Here is a 16,450-nt window from a genome sequence, read left to right as displayed (position 1 = left end):
ACATCCGCTAATAACGCCAATAAAAACTGCCGGAACCGGCTCTCTTCTGGAGTCGCTTTGATGATGATAACTATCTCTGAACGCCATGCGTTACGACGCGCGGCGGTGCTGTTGTGGTCTCTGGTTTTTACCCAGGCGGCACACGCCTGGCAACAGGAATATATCGCTGTTGACCCCCAAAGTAACACTTCTGAACGTTATACGTGGGACAGCGATCGCACACCGAGTTATGACGAGATCCTGGCCGAGCGCGTAGCGCAGACGCAGCGCGACGAGGCGGCGATGCCGGCAGGCCTGAACCTGTCATGGCCGCTGCCGGTCGTCGCTCGCCCGGTGGCGGGCTGGCGGCGCGAAGCCGACGGCCTGCCTTTACAGGAGAACGGTGCCAGCGCGGATAACGCCTACTGGCATGCGAGCGTTGGCTCACTCGGCTGGCGGCTCGATTCGCGTCTTGGCGCGGTGCGACCGTGGGCGCAGGTGAGCTATAACCAGCAGCATGGCGATCCGCTGTGGAGTATGCAGCCGCTGCTGCCTGGCAGCCAGTATGGCTCGTGGATGGATGTTTCGGTTGGCGCGGATATGCCGATTAACAAGCATCTCGCGGCATGGGCGTCGTTCTCTCAGGCGGAAGGGCGGCTTAGCGACAACGACGCGCAAATGTACAATCTCGGGCTCAGCGCCACCTTTTAGAACGTGCTATTCGCGCCCGTTCAAGGCCATCCATGCCTTCGCCGCGGCAGTTCATTCCGCCTCTGCGGCAACTCATGCCGTTTTCCCCCGAAAAAGTAGGGGTTTCGCTATCGTTGCAGGTAGTGAAGCTTTCTTCTTATCAGTGGGACAACAACCATGAGTATTTCCATCCATTCGCGTACCCGGTGGCTCACCCTGGTGGGCACGATAATTACCCAGTTCGCGCTGGGTTCGGTCTATACCTGGAGCCTGTTTAACAGCGCTCTGTCGCAAAAGCTTGATGAGCCGGTAAGCCAGGTGGCGTTCTCCTTCGGGCTGCTGAGCCTGGGGCTGGCGCTGTCGTCGTCGGTCGCCGGTAAACTGCAGGAGCGTTTCGGCGTGAAACGCGTGACGATCTCCTCTGGCGTGCTGCTGGGGTTAGGGCTGGTGCTCACCTCTCACGCCAGCAACCTGATGATGCTCTGGCTGAGCGCGGGCGTGCTGGTGGGGCTCGCGGACGGCGCCGGTTATCTGTTGACGCTCTCTAACTGCGTGAAGTGGTTCCCGGAGCGCAAAGGGCTTATCTCCGCGTTTTCTATCGGCGCGTATGGTCTCGGGAGCCTCGGTTTTAAATTTATCGACAGCCATCTGCTGGCGTCCGTCGGGCTTGAGCGCACGTTTGTTATCTGGGGCGGCATGGTGATGGTGATGATTATCGGCGGCGCGCTGCTGATGAAAGACGCGCCGAATCAGCCTGCGCGCACCGGCAACAGCGCGGGCGAAGGCGATTACAGTCTGGCCGAATCGATGCGTAAACCGCAGTACTGGATGCTGGCGCTGATGTTCCTCACCGCCTGCATGAGCGGCCTGTATGTGATTGGCGTGGCGAAAGATATCGCGCAGGGCATGGTGCGCCTTGACGCCGCCACCGCCGCGAACGCGGTCACGGTGATTTCCATCGCCAACCTGACGGGCCGCCTGGTGCTCGGCATTCTCTCCGACAAAATGCCGCGCATTCGCGTCATTACGCTCGGCCAGGTGGTCTCGCTGGTGGGGATGGCCGCGCTGCTTTTCGCGCCGCTCAATGAAATGACCTTCTTCGCGGCTATCGCCTGCGTGGCGTTTAATTTCGGCGGCACCATCACGGTCTATCCGTCGCTGGTCAGCGATTTCTTCGGCCTGAACAATCTTGCGAAAAACTACGGCGTGATTTATCTGGGCTTTGGGATCGGCAGCATCTGCGGATCGATTATCGCCTCGCTGTTCGGCGGCTTTTACGTCACCTTCTGCGTTATCTTCGCGCTGCTGATTGTCTCGCTGGCTATCTCCACCACCATTCGCCAGCCGCGCCGCGAGGCCTGGGAACACGCCCGCGCCTGATGTCCTTTTGCCGCTGCGCTCTGCGGCGGCACTTTCCCCGAATGTTCTCACTTTCTCCCCAGTTCGCTCAGACGTTCTATGCTTACTAGCTGTGATTGCCAACACAAAGGAGAACAAGATGTCCTTAGAAAAAGTGGTTTATCGCGCAAAAGCGAAAGCGACGGGCGGCCGTGATGGCCGTGCGACGTCCGATGACGGCGTGCTGGACGTGAAACTCGGCGTGCCGAAAGAGATGGGCGGCCAGGGCGGTCAGGTGACCAACCCGGAACAGCTTTTCGCCGCGGGCTATTCGGCCTGCTTCCTGGGCGCGCTGAAACATGTCGCCTCCCAGGAGAAAAAGAAAGTCCCGCAGGATGCCTTTATTGAAGGTCAGGTAGGGATTGGGCCGCTGCCGACCGGTTTTGGGATCGAAGCCCAGCTGGATATTCATCTGCCGGGCATGGACCGTGCAGAAGCCGAAGCGCTGGTGCAGAAAGCCCACATCGTGTGCCCGTACTCCAACGCGACCCGTGGCAACATTGACGTTAAACTGAACGTCATCACCGACTAACCGGTTGTCCCGTTCCGTAAAATGCGGTTCCGGCCTCATATTTTTGTAAATAGGAGCCGGGCCGCTCTAAATGCCCGCACTTTTTCCCGTCGCTGTGGTCTACTACTCCGCGCCTGAGATAAGAATCGCCTGATTCCCTCAGCGTTGTCACGTATACATTATTTTTTCATTTTTTGGGGAACGGGTTTCACACCTGTTTGCCGGGCGGCTTGCATGAAATACATCCTCTCGATGACCCAACAGAAACTGAGCGTTCTGCTGGCGGTTTACATCGGTCTGTTTTTTAACTGTGCGGTTTTATATCGTCGTTTCGACGGGTATGCGCAGAATCTTTCCTGGGTTAATGGCGTGTCGATGGTCGTTGAACTGGTGGCCACGGTGCTCGTCACCTTCTTCCTGCTGCGTGTGTTGTCGCTACTGGGGCGGCGCGTCTGGCGCGTACTGGCGTCGCTGGTGGTGCTGTTCTCTGCCGCGGCAAGTTATTACATGACGTTTATGAACGTGGTGATTGGCTACGGGATTATCGCGTCGGTAATGACGACCGATATCGATCTCTCGAAAGAAGTGGTCGGCTGGCAGTTCATCGCGTGGATGATTCTTGTGTGCATCGTGCCGCTGACGCTTATCTGGGGCAACCGCTGCCGCGATACGCTGCTGCGTCAGCTGCGCACCCGCGATCAGCGCCTGAAAAGCGCGGCGGTGGTGATTGTGGCGGGCCTGCTGGTCTGGGCACCGATTCGCCTGCTGGATTTGCAGCAGAAAAATGAAGAGCGCACGTCTGGGGTTGATATGCCAAGCTACGGCGGTGTGGTAGCAAACTCCTATCTGCCGTCGAACTGGCTTTCCGCGCTGGGGCTGTATGCCTGGGCGCAGGTCGATGAATCCAGCGATAACAAATCGCTGCTGAACCCGGCCAAAAAGTTTACCTGGCAGGCTCCGCAGGGTATCGATGACACTTACGTTGTGTTTATCATCGGCGAAACCACGCGCTGGGATCATATGGGCCTGCTTGGCTACGACCGTAACACCACGCCGAAACTCGCCCAGGAGAAAAACCTGGCGGCGTTCCGCGGTGAATCGTGCGATACGGCGACCAAACTCTCGCTGCGCTGCATGTTTGTTCGTGAAGGCGGCGCGGATGACAACCCGCAGCGCACGCTGAAAGAACAGAACGTATTCGCGGTGCTTAAACAGCTGGGCTTTAGCTCGGATCTGTACGCGATGCAGAGCGAAATGTGGTTCTACAGCAACACGATGGCGGACAACATCGCCTACCGCGAGCAGATCGGTGCCGAGCCGCGCAACCGCGGTAAGCAGGTGGATGACATGCTGCTGGTGGATGAGATGAAAAACTCGCTGGCGGGGCACGATAAGGGCAAACACCTTATCATTCTGCATACCAAAGGCTCTCACTATAACTATGTGCAGCGTTATCCAAGAAGCTATGCGCGCTGGCAGCCGGAGTGCATGGGCGTCGATTCAGACTGTAGCCGTCAGGAGTTGATTAACGCGTATGATAACTCGGTGCTGTACGTCGACAGCTTTATCTCCGATGTGATCGACCAGGTTCGCAATAAGAAAGCGATTGTGTTCTACGCCGCGGATCATGGCGAATCGATCAATGAGAAAGAGCACCTGCACGGCACGCCGCGCAACGTCGCGCCGCCGGAACAGTTCCGCGTGCCGATGATGGTCTGGATGTCCGACAGCTATCTGGCCGATCCGCAGCACGCGCAGGCGTTCGCGCAGCTTAAACTGCAGGCAGAGCAGAAGCGCCCGCATCGCCATGTTGAGCTGTTCGATACCATTATGGGCTGCCTCGGCTACCAGTCGCCGGACGGCGGCATCAACCAGAATAACAACTGGTGTCATGTCCCTTCTGCCGCAAAATAGCCATATCGCTGGCTTTTCAGCCGATCGACAGGCTTTTTTAAAGTAAGGGATTGACGGGAATTAGGGTGCGCAGTAATATGCGCCCCGCATTCGGTGATTGGCGCAGCCTGGTAGCGCACTTCGTTCGGGACGAAGGGGTCGGAGGTTCGAATCCTCTATCACCGACCAAATTTAGAAAAGCCCTGCTCAACGAGCAGGGCTTTTTGCTTTCCGGCGTTCGCGCTTTAAGGTTGCACCTGCGCCATTAATGCTTTCAGCTCGTCGATACGCGCCTTATTCATATTGATTTCGCACTGGGTGGATAGAACCCAATAGTTGGGGGTTTTAGCACTAATCTGTGAACTGGCCACCTGACAAAACAGGGCCTTATGTTTTTCCCATGCCGCCTGATCGCCTCTCAGCGCATTTGCCGTATCTACAACGATTTGTGAATCTTCATCCTCGTAATCCGCATTAGCCTCCAGCCAGTCTTCCGACTGTACCTGCTTCAGCGCCGCCGCCAGCGTCTGTTGTAGCGCCTGCTCCGTTTGCTTGCGCTGCCTCTCAAGACATCGCGTTCCGGCGGCATAATCCGCACTCTTCGCACACATCTTTGCTGCCTCTCCATAAATGATGGACGAGGCAGCAACGCAGGTGGTCGGTAGCAACAGAAAGGGCAGAAAAAAAATTAACTTATAACCCATTGATATATTGCAACCTTTTTAAGTTTCTTCCGTGCGAGTTCATCTGAGCGCGATCTGTTTTCAGATATAAACGCACCGATTTCAGATCGTCGAGTAAAATCAACCGGGCAAATTCACCTGCTGACTCACATCCCTGATACAAACTATCGATGTATATATCTTTTAATCTGACACGCATCTTTTCCCAGCTTATGGCAGACATCATTCTCGCTTTGCGTCCATTAAAGATCCTTTTCGCCTCGGAAATATAAAATTGTATAGCAATTTCAAACAGTCTTATCTGTTGTTGGTGCGTAATCTCGCCGAAAAGCGGCCCATAAAATTTCACGAAACTGGCAGCCTCTCGTCCTTTCAGAAAAGCGGCTTTAGATGCCAGAATGGCCTTGTATTCTTCTATCCCCGCTTGTCTTAGTGTCGCAAAAATCTCACCTGCGCTTCGATTTCCCATATCGTAGCCACGTCCAGGCGTAACGCCAGAAGCAGCAGAATGAGGCCAGTGTAAGATGCGTGAGAACCAGGGATAAGGGTGCGGACGGAAAGGATCGGTGGCTGTAATATAATCCGTCCCTTCATTGTCAAAAGTAAATTGTGCTTCACGTACATGTAGCGGCCCGGAAGTAATCCGTGGACGCCACTCGGGTTGACTGGCATTTTTTAATGCTTCAATGAACCATTGATCAAATGGCTGTACCAGGCCTGATCGGGACAGTGTTAACAAACGTTGATACCAGATAATGGCTTCTTTGGTTTCGTTGTTGCATATGCCGTCCACTTTTAAGGAACGCCCTGTCGCTGTCTGATAACCAGCTTTCATCATCAATTCTTGTAGCGCTTTTACGTCATCAGCATAATTTACACCGCAAACGCCTACCGATGATTGCAAGCGCAGCACGCGTGGCTCATGAAAATTCCTTTTCATATACCTCAATACCTTTTGTCAGTTCGTAAGGGTTTCCATTTTTTGTCGACACGGCAGAGATGTGGCGAATGCCTCAGGCGTGACGCGTCAAAGAAACCAGAGCTGAAATCGTATTAAAGAGGCCCTCCATAAAACCGTAAGCGGCCAAAGGTTATTGCTTTTCACTCCCACATTCAGACTCTGTTCCAGGGAATACCTGAATAAAGTTTTCACCCGCTTAATTCGTTAATCTTATTTAGCTTCGATTTTCCCGCGCGAACGCGATTCTGTGACATATTTCATTGAAAATAGTTATGAAACATCCCACATACTTTCCGCTCTGCTTATATATTGCCTCAGCATTTTTTGCTGCATGGCTAACAAATCGCGCCATAAACCGTTCATAAGTTCGCCACAGGGCCAGAAATTTTGCATTAAGCGGATAAAACATAAGCGCTGGATGTTACAAAATATCAAGATGATTATTCTGCGAGTGGCGGCGTAGCATAAATTTCCGTGCTGAAAACATGCCCATGAGGTTTTTTTAATCTTTGTTTGCCGTTTCTCAACCCGGTTGTAAATCCCGGATAGCTGTATTGACGTTTGCGTGTTCTGTTGACAGATTGTAGGGCGTGAGGGTCATTTTACGGACAATCTGTACTGCAACTCAGTCTCCCTTGCGAAAGGAATCCCCAGCCTCACACTTAACGATCGGACCGGGCAAAAAATAAAAAAGGTCTGACGGAACACACAACACCTATCACATTGGAGCAGAAGAATGAGTATTTCCTTGAAGAAGTCAGGGATGCTGAAGTTTGGTCTGAGCCTGGTGGCTATGACCGTCGCCGCAAGCGTACAAGCCAAAACCCTGGTTTACTGTTCAGAAGGCTCGCCGGAAGGCTTTAACCCACAGCTCTTCACCTCTGGTACCACCTACGACGCAAGCTCTGTGCCTATTTACAACCGTCTGGTTGAATTTAAAACCGGCACTACGGAAATTATTCCGGGCCTCGCGGAGAAATGGGACGTCAGCGAAGATGGTAAAACCTATACTTTCCATCTGCGTAAGGGCGTGAAATGGCAGGACAATAAAGATTTCAAACCGACGCGCGAATTTAACGCCGATGACGTCGTGTTCTCGTTTGATCGTCAGAAAAACGATCAAAACCCGTACCACAAAGTCTCTGGCGGCAGCTACGAATATTTCGAAGGCATGGGCCTGCCGACGCTGATTAGCGAAGTGAAAAAAGTCGACGACAATACCGTTCAGTTTGTGCTGACGCGCCCGGAAGCGCCGTTCCTGGCCGATATGGCGATGGACTTCGCGTCGATTCTTTCTAAAGAATACGCAGATAACATGCTGAAAGCCGGTACGCCGGAGAAAGTCGACCTGAACCCGATCGGCACCGGTCCGTTCCAGCTTCAGCAATACCAGAAAGATTCCCGCATTCTGTATAAAGCGTTCCCGGGCTTCTGGGGCACCAAACCGAAGATTGACCGTCTGGTCTTCTCCATTACGCCGGATGCGTCCGTTCGTTACGCCAAACTGCAGAAAAATGAGTGCCAGGTGATGCCGTACCCGAACCCGGCGGACATCGCGCGCATGAAGCAGGACAAGAGCATCAACCTGATGGAGCAGGCGGGCCTGAACGTGGGCTATCTCTCTTTCAACACCGAGAAGAAGCCGTTTGACGACGTGAAAGTGCGTCAGGCGCTGACCTACGCGGTGAACAAAGACGCCATCATCAAAGCGGTTTACCAGGGTGCTGGCGTTGCCGCGAAAAACCTGATCCCGCCGACCATGTGGGGCTATAACGACGACGTGAAGGATTACACCTATGACGTCGAGAAAGCCAAAGCGCTGCTGAAAGAAGCGGGCCAGGATAAGGGCTTCACCGTTGAGCTGTGGGCGATGCCGGTACAGCGCCCGTATAACCCGAACGCGCGCCGTATGGCCGAGATGATCCAGGCTGACTGGGCGAAAATCGGCGTTCAGGCGAAAATCGTGACCTACGAGTGGGGCGAGTACCTGAAACGCGCCAAAGCAGGCGAACACCAGGCGGTGATGATGGGCTGGACCGGCGACAACGGGGATCCGGATAACTTCTTCGCCACCCTGTTTAGCTGCGACGCCGCGAAAGATGGCTCCAACTACTCCCGCTGGTGCTACAAGCCGTTTGAGGATCTGATCCAGCCGGCGCGCGCCACCGATGACCACAACAAACGTATCGAGCTTTATAAACAGGCTCAGGTCGTGATGCACGATCAGGCGCCGGCGCTTATCGTCGCGCACTCCACCGTGTATGAGCCGGTGCGTAAAGAAGTCAAAGGCTACGTGGTCGATCCGCTGGGCAAACACCACTTCGAAAACGTCTCCGTTGAATAATTAAAACCGTCAGGGGCGCGCGAGCGCCCCGTGTCCGGCGACGCTGCGCTTATATCGGTCTACACTTGCAGACCGGGCAAGCGCAGCACACCCGGCAGCAGTGCTTTATTCCCTCGCTGAAAGGAGAGGGAATGAGATTTGTGAGCAATACAGACCACATCCCCTGGTTGTGCGTCATTACAGAGAATCCGGGTTATGTTGCAGTTCATCCTCCGACGTCTGGGGCTTGTTATCCCGACGTTTATCGGTATCACCCTTCTCACTTTTGCCTTCGTCCATATGATCCCCGGCGACCCGGTGATGATCATGGCGGGCGAACGTGGTATTTCCCCTGAGCGTCACGCGCAGCTGCTGGCCGAGCTGGGCCTTGATAAGCCGCTCTGGGAGCAGTATCTCCACTATATCTGGGGTGTGCTGCATGGCGATTTAGGCCTGTCGCTTAAAAGCCGCCTCCCGGTGTGGGACGAGTTCGTGCCGCGCTTTAAAGCAACGCTGGAGCTTGGCGTCTGCGCGATGATTTTCGCGGTTGCCGTGGGCATTCCGGTGGGCGTGCTGGCGGCCGTTAAACGTGGCTCCATCTTCGATCACACGGCAGTCGGCCTGGCGCTGACCGGCTACTCCATGCCTATCTTCTGGTGGGGCATGATGCTGATCATGCTGGTCTCGGTGCAGCTAAACCTGACGCCGGTCTCCGGGCGCGTCAGCGATATGGTGTTCCTTGACGATACCAACCCGCTGACCGGCTTTATGCTTATCGACACCGCCATCTGGGGCGAAGAGGGCAACTTTATCGACGCGCTGGCGCATATGATCCTGCCCGCCATTGTGCTCGGCACCATTCCGCTGGCGGTGATCGTGCGTATGACCCGCTCGGCGATGCTGGAAGTGCTCGGCGAGGATTACATCCGCACCGCGCGCGCCAAAGGCCTGACCCGTATGCGCGTCATCATTATTCACGCGCTGCGTAACGCCATGCTGCCGGTCGTGACGGTGATTGGGCTTCAGGTAGGCACGCTGCTCGCGGGCGCTATCCTGACCGAAACTATCTTCTCCTGGCCCGGCCTCGGCCGCTGGCTTATCGACGCGCTCCAGCGCCGCGATTATCCGGTGGTGCAGGGCGGTGTGCTGCTGGTGGCGACGATGATTATTCTCGTCAACCTGCTGGTCGATCTGCTCTATGGCGTGGTGAACCCGCGTATTCGTCATAAGAAATAAGGGGCCATCATGACGCAAATGACTGAAAACAAAGTGGTGGCCGCACCGGTGCCGATGACGCCGATTCAGGAATTCTGGCACTACTTCAAACGGAATAAAGGCGCGGTCGTCGGGCTGGTGTATGTCGTCATCATGATCCTGATAGCCGTCTTCGCCAACTTTATCGCGCCGCACAACCCGGCAGAGCAGTTCCGCGATGCGCTACTGGCCCCGCCGGTCTGGCAGGATGGCGGCAGCTGGGCGCATATTCTCGGCACCGATGACGTGGGCCGCGATGTGATGTCGCGCCTGATGTACGGCGCGCGCCTGTCGCTGCTGGTCGGCTGTCTGGTAGTGGTGCTGTCGCTGGTGATGGGCATTGTGCTCGGCCTGGTGGCGGGCTATTTCGGCGGCATCGTCGATACCATCATCATGCGTATCGTCGATATCATGCTGGCGCTGCCGAGCCTGCTGCTGGCGCTGGTGCTGGTGGCGATTTTCGGCCCGTCAATCGTTAACGCTTCACTCGCGCTGACCTTCGTGGCGTTGCCGCACTACGTGCGCTTAACGCGCGCGGCGGTGCTGGTGGAAGTGAGCCGCGACTACGTGACCGCCTCCCGCGTGGCGGGCGCCGGCGCGATGCGCCAGATGTTCGTGAACATCTTCCCTAACTGCCTTGCGCCGCTGATTGTTCAGGCGTCGCTCGGTTTCTCGAATGCCATTCTCGATATGGCCGCACTGGGCTTTCTCGGCATGGGCGCGCAGCCGCCGACACCGGAGTGGGGCACCATGCTCTCCGACGTGTTGCAGTTCGCGCAAAGTGCCTGGTGGGTCGTGACCTTCCCTGGTCTCGCTATCCTGCTGACGGTGCTGGCATTTAACCTGATGGGTGACGGCCTGCGTGACGCGCTCGACCCCAAACTCAAGCAGTAAAGAGGCACGAGATGGCGTTACTGAATGTAGATAAATTATCGGTGCACTTCGGCAACGAAGGCACCCCGTTCCGCGCCGTAGACCGCGTGAGCTACAGCGTGAATCAGGGCGAAGTGGTTGGCATCGTGGGTGAATCGGGTTCCGGTAAATCGGTCAGCTCGCTGGCGATTATGGGCCTTATCGATTTCCCTGGCCGCGTGATGGCGGACAAACTGGAATTTAACGGCCAGGATTTACAGCGTATTTCGGAAAAAGAGCGCCGAAACCTGGTGGGCGCCGAAGTGGCGATGATCTTCCAGGATCCGATGACCAGCCTGAACCCCTGCTACACCGTGGGTTTCCAGATTATGGAGGCTATCAAAGTGCACCAGGGCGGCAATAAAAAGACCCGCCGCCAGCGTGCGATTGATCTGCTAAACCAGGTTGGTATCCCGGACCCGGCGTCGCGTCTGGATGTCTACCCGCATCAGCTCTCCGGCGGGATGAGCCAGCGCGTGATGATAGCCATGGCTATCGCCTGTCGTCCGAAGCTGCTGATAGCCGATGAACCGACCACCGCGCTGGATGTGACCATCCAGGCGCAGATCATTGAACTGCTGCTGGAGCTTCAGCAAAAAGAGAACATGGCGCTGATCCTTATCACCCATGACCTCGCGCTGGTGGCCGAAGCGGCGCACAAAATCATCGTGATGTACGCAGGCCAGGTGGTAGAAACCGGCGAAGCGCGGGATATCTTCCGCGCGCCGCGTCACCCGTATACCCAGGCGCTGCTGCGCGCCCTGCCGGAATTCGCGCAGGATAAGGCGCGTCTGGCGTCGCTGCCAGGCGTGGTGCCGGGGAAATATGACCGCCCGACGGGCTGTCTGCTCAACCCGCGCTGCCCCTACGCGACTGAACGCTGCCGCGTGGAAGAACCGGCGTTAAACCTGGTGGACAATGGCCGCCAGTCGAAATGCCACTACCCCCTCGATGATGCCGGGAGGCCAACCAATTATGAGCACGCATGAGGCCACTCTGCAGCAACCGCTGTTGCAGGCTATCGACCTGAAAAAACATTACCCGGTGAAGAAGGGGCTCTTCGCGCCGGAGCGTCTGGTGAAAGCGCTGGATGGCGTGTCGTTTACGCTTGAGCGCGGTAAAACGCTGGCGGTGGTGGGCGAGTCCGGCTGTGGGAAATCCACGCTGGGCCGTCTGCTCACCATGATTGAAACGCCGACCGGCGGCGAGCTGTACTACCAGGGGCAGGATCTGCTGAAACCGGACGAAACGGCGGAGAAACTGCGCCGCCAGAAAATCCAGATCGTGTTCCAGAACCCGTACGGCTCGCTGAACCCGCGCAAAAAGGTGGGGCAAATCCTTGAGGAGCCGCTGCTTATCAATACCCGTCTCAGTAAAGAGGCGCGCCGCGAGAAAGCGCTGGCGATGATGGCGAAAGTGGGGTTGAAAACCGAGCATTACGATCGCTACCCGCATATGTTCTCCGGCGGTCAGCGCCAGCGTATCGCCATCGCGCGCGGGCTGATGCTCGACCCGGATGTGGTGATAGCCGATGAACCGGTCTCGGCGCTGGATGTATCAGTGCGCGCGCAGGTGCTGAACCTGATGATGGATTTGCAGCAGGATCTGGGGCTGTCGTATGTGTTTATCTCCCACGATTTGTCGGTGGTGGAGCATATCGCCGATGAAGTGATGGTGATGTATCTCGGCCGCTGCGTGGAGAAGGGCACAAAAGACCAGATTTTCTCGAACCCGCGTCATCCGTATACCCAGGCGCTGCTCTCCGCGACGCCGCGCCTGAATCCGGACGACCGCCGCGAGCGAATTAAGCTCACCGGCGAACTGCCGAGCCCGCTGAACCCGCCGCCGGGGTGCGCCTTTAGCGCCCGCTGCCGTCGTCGTTTCGGCCCGTGTACGCAGATCCAGCCGCAGCTTAAGGAATATAACGGCCAACTGGTCGCCTGTTTCGCCGTCGATCAGGATGAAACCGGCGAGCCGCGTATTCCTTAACGGTGAAGCAAAACGTAAAAAGCCGACGCAGAGCGTCGGCTTTTTTATGGGCGTTACGGTGCAAGGCGGTGGATGCGCTGCGCTTATCCACTCTACGAAATATACGACCTGTGTAGGGCGGGTAAGCCTCGCGCACCCGCCGTAGCGGAGTGGTTGTTAGATGCGCTGCGCTTATCTACCCCCTACAAAATATGCGGCCTGTGTAGGGCGGGTAAGCTTGCGCACCCGCCGCGCCAACACCACCCGCCGCGCTAAAAAGAAAAGCCGACGCTTACGCATCGGCTTTTTTAACATGGCCCGAAAAATTATTGCGGGTAAGGTACCCAGTCGCCGCCGCTTAAACGCACCCACGGTTTGCCCTGATACTGCACCACCACGGCGTTGGCGTTCTCGGAAACCGGCGCGCTCTGCGGCAGATTGCTGGTCAGCTTCTGCCAGTCCACGTTATCGGCCACAAAGTTTTTGCCGTCCAGCATCCGCACCACCAGCTCGGAAATCGCGAGGAAGCTGCTCGGCTGGTCTATCTCCAGCGCTGAACCCTGATGCGGCACTTTCATGCCGATAAACTTAATGCCCACCGGCACATGGGTGATAGACGGGCTCGGGATATCGCGCAGGCCAGACACCTGCATCTTATCGCCCTGCAGCGCCGCGCCGTGCTCCGGCACCACCACCACCATCACTTTGCGGTTCTCTTTCTCAAGCTGCGTCAGGAATGCATCCAGCTCGTCAAACAGCTTCTGCGCGCGCGCTTTGTAATCGGCGGTTTTGCTGTTGCCCGGATAATGGTTGCCGTCGTGCAGCGGCAGCAGGTTATAGAACGTGGCGCTGCGATCGCCGCTGCCCTCGCTCTTCACGGTTTGCTGCCAGCGGTTCAGCACCGCCGTATCGTCATACACCGGCGAGCCGTCAAACGACAACAGATTCACCGGCAGCCCGGATTGATCCAACAACGGCTCCTGCATATTGCCGTTTTCGCGTACTTCTTTCAGGAAGTTACCGAACTCGCCGTTATGGTCCATCATCAGGTGGCGCTTAAAGCCCAGTTTCGCCAGGTTATCGAACAGGTAGCACTGCTCGCCCGCGGGTTGGTAGAGATTTTTATGCGACGGCTGCCCGCAGCTCGCGCGCAGCAGGCGGATAGCGGCCGGGCCGCTGTATGACGTGCCGGAGTTAAAATTCTTAAACACGATGTCGAAATGCGACCAGAGCGGATGCGACATCAAACCTGTGGCCTCCACGTCAGACCAGGCCAGCGAACAGATGTTGATAACCAGCAGATCGAACGGCTGTGCATCTGCCGGCAGGCTCGCCGGGAAGGTTGTCTGACGTTTGGATTCGCTGGTGTAAAAGCTGTTCAGCCAGTCGTTAATGCTCTGGTTGCTCGCAGGCGCGGTTTGCAGCGGAATATCGCCCGCCACCACCGTACCCCCCGCGTTCGCGACGGTCGGTGCCGCGCCGCCACCGGTCGTGGTGACCGTCGCCGCCGTGGTATTCCCGGCAGGCCACAGCGAGACGACCGGGCCGGTTACGGTCAGCACGTTAAGCCAGACCATAATCGCCACCACAAATACCGTTACCCGCACCCACTGTGAGAGGAACATCCAGGCGACCAGCAGAACAAAGGCGGCGCCAATCATCTGCCAGTTAATAAAGCGTGCCACCAGATCCAGCACATAACTGGTGCTGAAGCCCGCCACCTGCGATCCCTGACTCATAATGCTCTGCGGGCCAGGCAGCCAGGTGTCATGCCAGAAGAGGCCGATACCGACAGGAATGGCTATCCAGTGGCGCAGGCGATGCAGGCGCAGGTTCGGAATAGGGAACAGCAGAAACGCCATAAACACCAGGTTGGCGAGCGGGTGGAAATTCAGATAGCCCGTCCAGAGCAGGCCGAATTTCAGCAGAAAATAGTAGTTCCAGCCGGAAAGGCCGCGCCAGTTTTGCCAGCCTGAGCGGGCAAGGGGAGCGGAGTGAACGTGATTAGTCATGTTTTAAATTTGCCTTGACGGTAGAGCGGCGGCGCAACGTACCAGCGGGTTTAACAAATCGGGGGCGAAACAGCAGCGGGCGCAGCGTTTTCATCATGCGACGCTTGCCCACACACAGCGCGTATCCCAGCGGGATAAAAATCAGCGCGCACAGCGCAATAAGCTGAAAAATATCGCTAATCGACATCATAACGCGCGCTCCTGTGCGGTGTCGTTAAGCAGCGTAACGGGCGTCGGCACACGGCGCGTGACCGTTTTTGGCGTGTCGGCGAGCAGCGCGGCCGTTTCCCTTGCCTTACGGGTCATCTCAAGCGGCGCAGCCCACTGCTCCGGGCGCATCGCGCTCATCTGCATGATCTCCGCCGCTATCTGTTTATCTTCATGCCACACCATACGGTTGGAAAACAGCTCGCTTATCGGCAGCGGGAAAATATGGCTCAGCGCGGTGTCGAGATCGGTAATGCGGCAGAACGATAAAAACAGCACCAGCCGGTTTTCGCCGAGCGTTACGATATCACCCATGCGGCCCGGACGGCAGAGCGTCAGCGCCTGCTCAACGCGAATGCCAGGCACGGGGCGCAGCGCGACCAGAATCCCTTTGTTGTCCTGCGGAATTAACACGTTGCTCATCAGCGCGCCGACGGCGTTACAGAAGATATCCCACGGCTGGTAACCGCGCATTTTCAGCGGCTGCATCGCCTCCAGCAGCATATTCACATCTTCCGGCACAAAGCGGGTGAATTGCTGATTCTGCACGCTTTCAATCAGCGTCAGGCAGCGCGAGAGCGGAGCGTTCCACGGGATCACCATATTCGCGCCGCAGCCCAGCAGCAGGCGTTCGTCGGTGGCGCGCACGCTGGCTTTGTTTTCGCGCACGAGGATTTTCAGCGCGCTGCCGCGCTGACGGCGCAGGGCGTGTACATGACGCGCCAGCCCTTCAATCTGGTTATTTTGCGTGAGGGAGAAAATCACCGTCGCGGCCTGCGCCTGACGCGCCTCGTTAAACAGCGAATCGTTGTCCTCAAAGAGCGTCCAGTTTTCCGACAGCGGCGGCGCGCCTTCGAGCACCGCGATATGGCTCAGCACGCGGCGTTCGTCGCTGCGCGCCTGGAATGAGACCTCCTGGCGTGGCACCAGCGACAGGCGGTCATTAATGAATGTCACCGGCAACTGCTGACGCGCGCTCACGCCTTTATCGTTAAACCAGAATGCCACATCATACAGCCAGGCGTCGCCCTGATAGCGCAGCGTGGCAAGCCCGGAGAGCTGCTGATATTCGGTCATCAGCATGGAAGTTTGCTGGTCGGCCTGCGCGCCGGAATTAATAATCAGCAATGTGCAGTGATGTTCCTGCGCCCAGCTTTGGCTTTTTCTTATCCAGGCTTTAATATGAGCGGGCGCTACGCCTTGCCAGGCGTTTTCCGCGCACAGCAGCACAATGAAATAGTTTTCAGGTTCGAAACTGCAAAGCAGATCGTGATGCAGGCGATGAAGTGCATTTTGATTTTTCGGCATGGTAAACAGGCGTACTTCATCCGGGCCTTGCGGTGCAGCCGGCAGCGGCGTAATCACGGCTTCCGGGGCGGCGTCCATCGTAATTACAGCCACTTTGGTTTCGGGGGTTTGCGCAAGCAGCGTCTGGTTGACGAATGTAATGGCATCGCTGTGGCGGTCGCAATTTATCCAGGCTGTTCCGCCTGCGGAAATATGGCGCAGTTCATCCCAGAGCGAATCAATGCCAATTGAAAAAACAAGAGCCATGGCGCCCTCAATATATAAAGAGTATGAGTGTCAGTTTACTAGCGAAAGCCAGGAAATAAACCTAACATTGAAATTAAAGAACATGATCATTAGCATGCAAACCGG

The 16,450-nt window shown here is 56.6% G+C and carries 14 protein-coding genes and 1 tRNA gene; 10 read left to right on the top strand and 5 right to left on the bottom strand.

Features of this window, described 5'->3' with window-relative positions; all coding sequences use genetic code 11:
- Window positions 1–60: 60 nt before the first annotated feature.
- From G6041_RS17820 to G6041_RS17800, 5 genes are all read left to right on the top strand, one after another.
- Window positions 61–690: a hypothetical protein gene (locus tag G6041_RS17820; protein WP_012126305.1), complete on the top strand. Its 630-nt coding sequence runs from the start codon at window positions 61–63 to the stop codon at window positions 688–690.
- 156 nt (window positions 691–846) lie between these two features.
- Window positions 847–2,049 (top strand): L-lactate MFS transporter, encoded by a 1,203-nt coding sequence (locus G6041_RS17815; RefSeq protein ID WP_012126306.1) that lies wholly within the window; start codon window positions 847–849, stop codon window positions 2,047–2,049.
- Window positions 2,050–2,167: 118 nt separating this feature from the next.
- Window positions 2,168–2,599, top strand: a complete 432-nt coding sequence (locus G6041_RS17810) for an organic hydroperoxide resistance protein (protein ID WP_004387614.1) — start codon at window positions 2,168–2,170, stop codon at window positions 2,597–2,599.
- Between the two features lie 213 nt (window positions 2,600–2,812).
- Window positions 2,813–4,492, top strand: a complete 1,680-nt coding sequence (gene eptB, locus G6041_RS17805; RefSeq protein WP_007871877.1) for a kdo(2)-lipid A phosphoethanolamine 7''-transferase — start codon at window positions 2,813–2,815, stop codon at window positions 4,490–4,492.
- A 91-nt stretch (window positions 4,493–4,583) separates the two neighbouring features.
- Window positions 4,584–4,660 (top strand) — tRNA-Pro (locus G6041_RS17800).
- Window positions 4,661–4,716: 56 nt separating this feature from the next.
- Here the strand turns inward: G6041_RS17800 and G6041_RS17795 are convergent.
- Window positions 4,717–5,175, bottom strand: coding sequence for a lysozyme inhibitor LprI family protein (locus tag G6041_RS17795; RefSeq protein WP_012126308.1), 459 nt, complete (start codon window positions 5,173–5,175; stop codon window positions 4,717–4,719).
- Entirely contained in the window at window positions 5,165–6,094 is a 930-nt protein-coding gene (locus G6041_RS17790) for a peptidoglycan-binding protein (RefSeq protein WP_041460661.1), read from the bottom strand. The genes G6041_RS17795 and G6041_RS17790 overlap by 11 nt, the downstream gene beginning before the upstream one ends.
- Before the next feature lie 757 nt (window positions 6,095–6,851).
- Between G6041_RS17790 and dppA the strand changes: the two genes are divergently transcribed.
- The 5 genes from dppA (at window position 6,852) to dppF (ending at window position 12,593) form a co-directional block, all read left to right on the top strand.
- Entirely contained in the window at window positions 6,852–8,459 is a 1,608-nt protein-coding gene (dppA, locus tag G6041_RS17785) for a dipeptide ABC transporter periplasmic-binding protein DppA (RefSeq protein WP_012126310.1), read from the top strand.
- A gap of 195 nt (window positions 8,460–8,654) precedes the next feature.
- The gene (dppB, locus tag G6041_RS17780; protein WP_004387619.1) at window positions 8,655–9,674 is read left to right on the top strand and encodes a dipeptide ABC transporter permease DppB; all 1,020 of its coding nucleotides are present in this window, start codon (window positions 8,655–8,657) and stop codon (window positions 9,672–9,674) included.
- A gap of 9 nt (window positions 9,675–9,683) precedes the next feature.
- Window positions 9,684–10,586: a dipeptide ABC transporter permease DppC gene (dppC, locus tag G6041_RS17775; protein WP_012126311.1), complete on the top strand. Its 903-nt coding sequence runs from the start codon at window positions 9,684–9,686 to the stop codon at window positions 10,584–10,586.
- Between the two features lie 11 nt (window positions 10,587–10,597).
- Window positions 10,598–11,593: a dipeptide ABC transporter ATP-binding protein gene (gene dppD / locus G6041_RS17770; RefSeq protein WP_012126312.1), complete on the top strand. Its 996-nt coding sequence runs from the start codon at window positions 10,598–10,600 to the stop codon at window positions 11,591–11,593.
- Window positions 11,580–12,593 carry a dipeptide ABC transporter ATP-binding subunit DppF gene (gene dppF / locus G6041_RS17765; RefSeq protein ID WP_007797331.1) on the top strand — a complete coding sequence of 338 codons (1,014 nt, stop codon included), beginning with the start codon at window positions 11,580–11,582 and terminating at the stop codon, window positions 12,591–12,593. Before dppD ends, dppF begins: the two co-directional genes overlap by 14 nt.
- A gap of 305 nt (window positions 12,594–12,898) precedes the next feature.
- Here the strand turns inward: dppF and bcsG are convergent, their stop codons facing one another.
- Genes bcsG through bcsE form a run of 3 tightly spaced genes read right to left on the bottom strand, consistent with a single transcriptional unit; the run spans window position 12,899 to window position 16,345 of the window.
- Window positions 12,899–14,584 (bottom strand): cellulose biosynthesis protein BcsG, encoded by a 1,686-nt coding sequence (bcsG, locus tag G6041_RS17760; protein WP_012126314.1) that lies wholly within the window; start codon window positions 14,582–14,584, stop codon window positions 12,899–12,901.
- Window positions 14,577–14,774, bottom strand: coding sequence for a cellulose biosynthesis protein BcsF (gene bcsF / locus G6041_RS17755; protein WP_012126315.1), 198 nt, complete (start codon window positions 14,772–14,774; stop codon window positions 14,577–14,579). The genes bcsG and bcsF overlap by 8 nt, the downstream gene beginning before the upstream one ends.
- The gene (bcsE, locus tag G6041_RS17750; RefSeq protein WP_012126316.1) at window positions 14,771–16,345 is read right to left on the bottom strand and encodes a cellulose biosynthesis protein BcsE; all 1,575 of its coding nucleotides are present in this window, start codon (window positions 16,343–16,345) and stop codon (window positions 14,771–14,773) included. The genes bcsF and bcsE overlap by 4 nt, the downstream gene beginning before the upstream one ends.
- Window positions 16,346–16,450: the final 105 nt, after the last annotated feature.

It is taken from the genome of Cronobacter sp. HA18003, from assembly GCF_011605905.1.
Classification (GTDB): Bacteria; Pseudomonadota; Gammaproteobacteria; order Enterobacterales; family Enterobacteriaceae; genus Cronobacter; species Cronobacter sakazakii.
Note: the sequence above shows the minus strand (reverse complement) of the source record. Positions and strands in the feature narration are given on the sequence as shown.

Bases quoted from the DNA above. Each gene is read 5' to 3' on its own strand.
- G6041_RS17815 (WP_012126306.1), top strand. From the start codon at position 847: ATGAGTATTTCCATCCATTCGCGTACCCGGTGGCTCACCCTGGTGGGC.
- G6041_RS17790 (WP_041460661.1), bottom strand. From the start codon at position 6,094: ATGAAAAGGAATTTTCATGAGCCACGCGTGCTGCGCTTGCAATCATCG.
- bcsG (WP_012126314.1), bottom strand. From the start codon at position 14,584: ATGACTAATCACGTTCACTCCGCTCCCCTTGCCCGCTCAGGCTGGCAA.
- dppD (WP_012126312.1), top strand. From the start codon at position 10,598: ATGGCGTTACTGAATGTAGATAAATTATCGGTGCACTTCGGCAACGAA.
- G6041_RS17820 (WP_012126305.1), top strand. From the start codon at position 61: ATGATGATAACTATCTCTGAACGCCATGCGTTACGACGCGCGGCGGTG.
- bcsE (WP_012126316.1), bottom strand. From the start codon at position 16,345: ATGGCTCTTGTTTTTTCAATTGGCATTGATTCGCTCTGGGATGAACTG.
- G6041_RS17795 (WP_012126308.1), bottom strand. From the start codon at position 5,175: ATGGGTTATAAGTTAATTTTTTTTCTGCCCTTTCTGTTGCTACCGACC.
- dppC (WP_012126311.1), top strand. From the start codon at position 9,684: ATGACGCAAATGACTGAAAACAAAGTGGTGGCCGCACCGGTGCCGATG.
- bcsF (WP_012126315.1), bottom strand. From the start codon at position 14,774: ATGATGTCGATTAGCGATATTTTTCAGCTTATTGCGCTGTGCGCGCTG.
- dppB (WP_004387619.1), top strand. From the start codon at position 8,655: ATGTTGCAGTTCATCCTCCGACGTCTGGGGCTTGTTATCCCGACGTTT.
- G6041_RS17810 (WP_004387614.1), top strand. From the start codon at position 2,168: ATGTCCTTAGAAAAAGTGGTTTATCGCGCAAAAGCGAAAGCGACGGGC.
- dppA (WP_012126310.1), top strand. From the start codon at position 6,852: ATGAGTATTTCCTTGAAGAAGTCAGGGATGCTGAAGTTTGGTCTGAGC.
- dppF (WP_007797331.1), top strand. From the start codon at position 11,580: ATGAGCACGCATGAGGCCACTCTGCAGCAACCGCTGTTGCAGGCTATC.
- eptB (WP_007871877.1), top strand. From the start codon at position 2,813: ATGAAATACATCCTCTCGATGACCCAACAGAAACTGAGCGTTCTGCTG.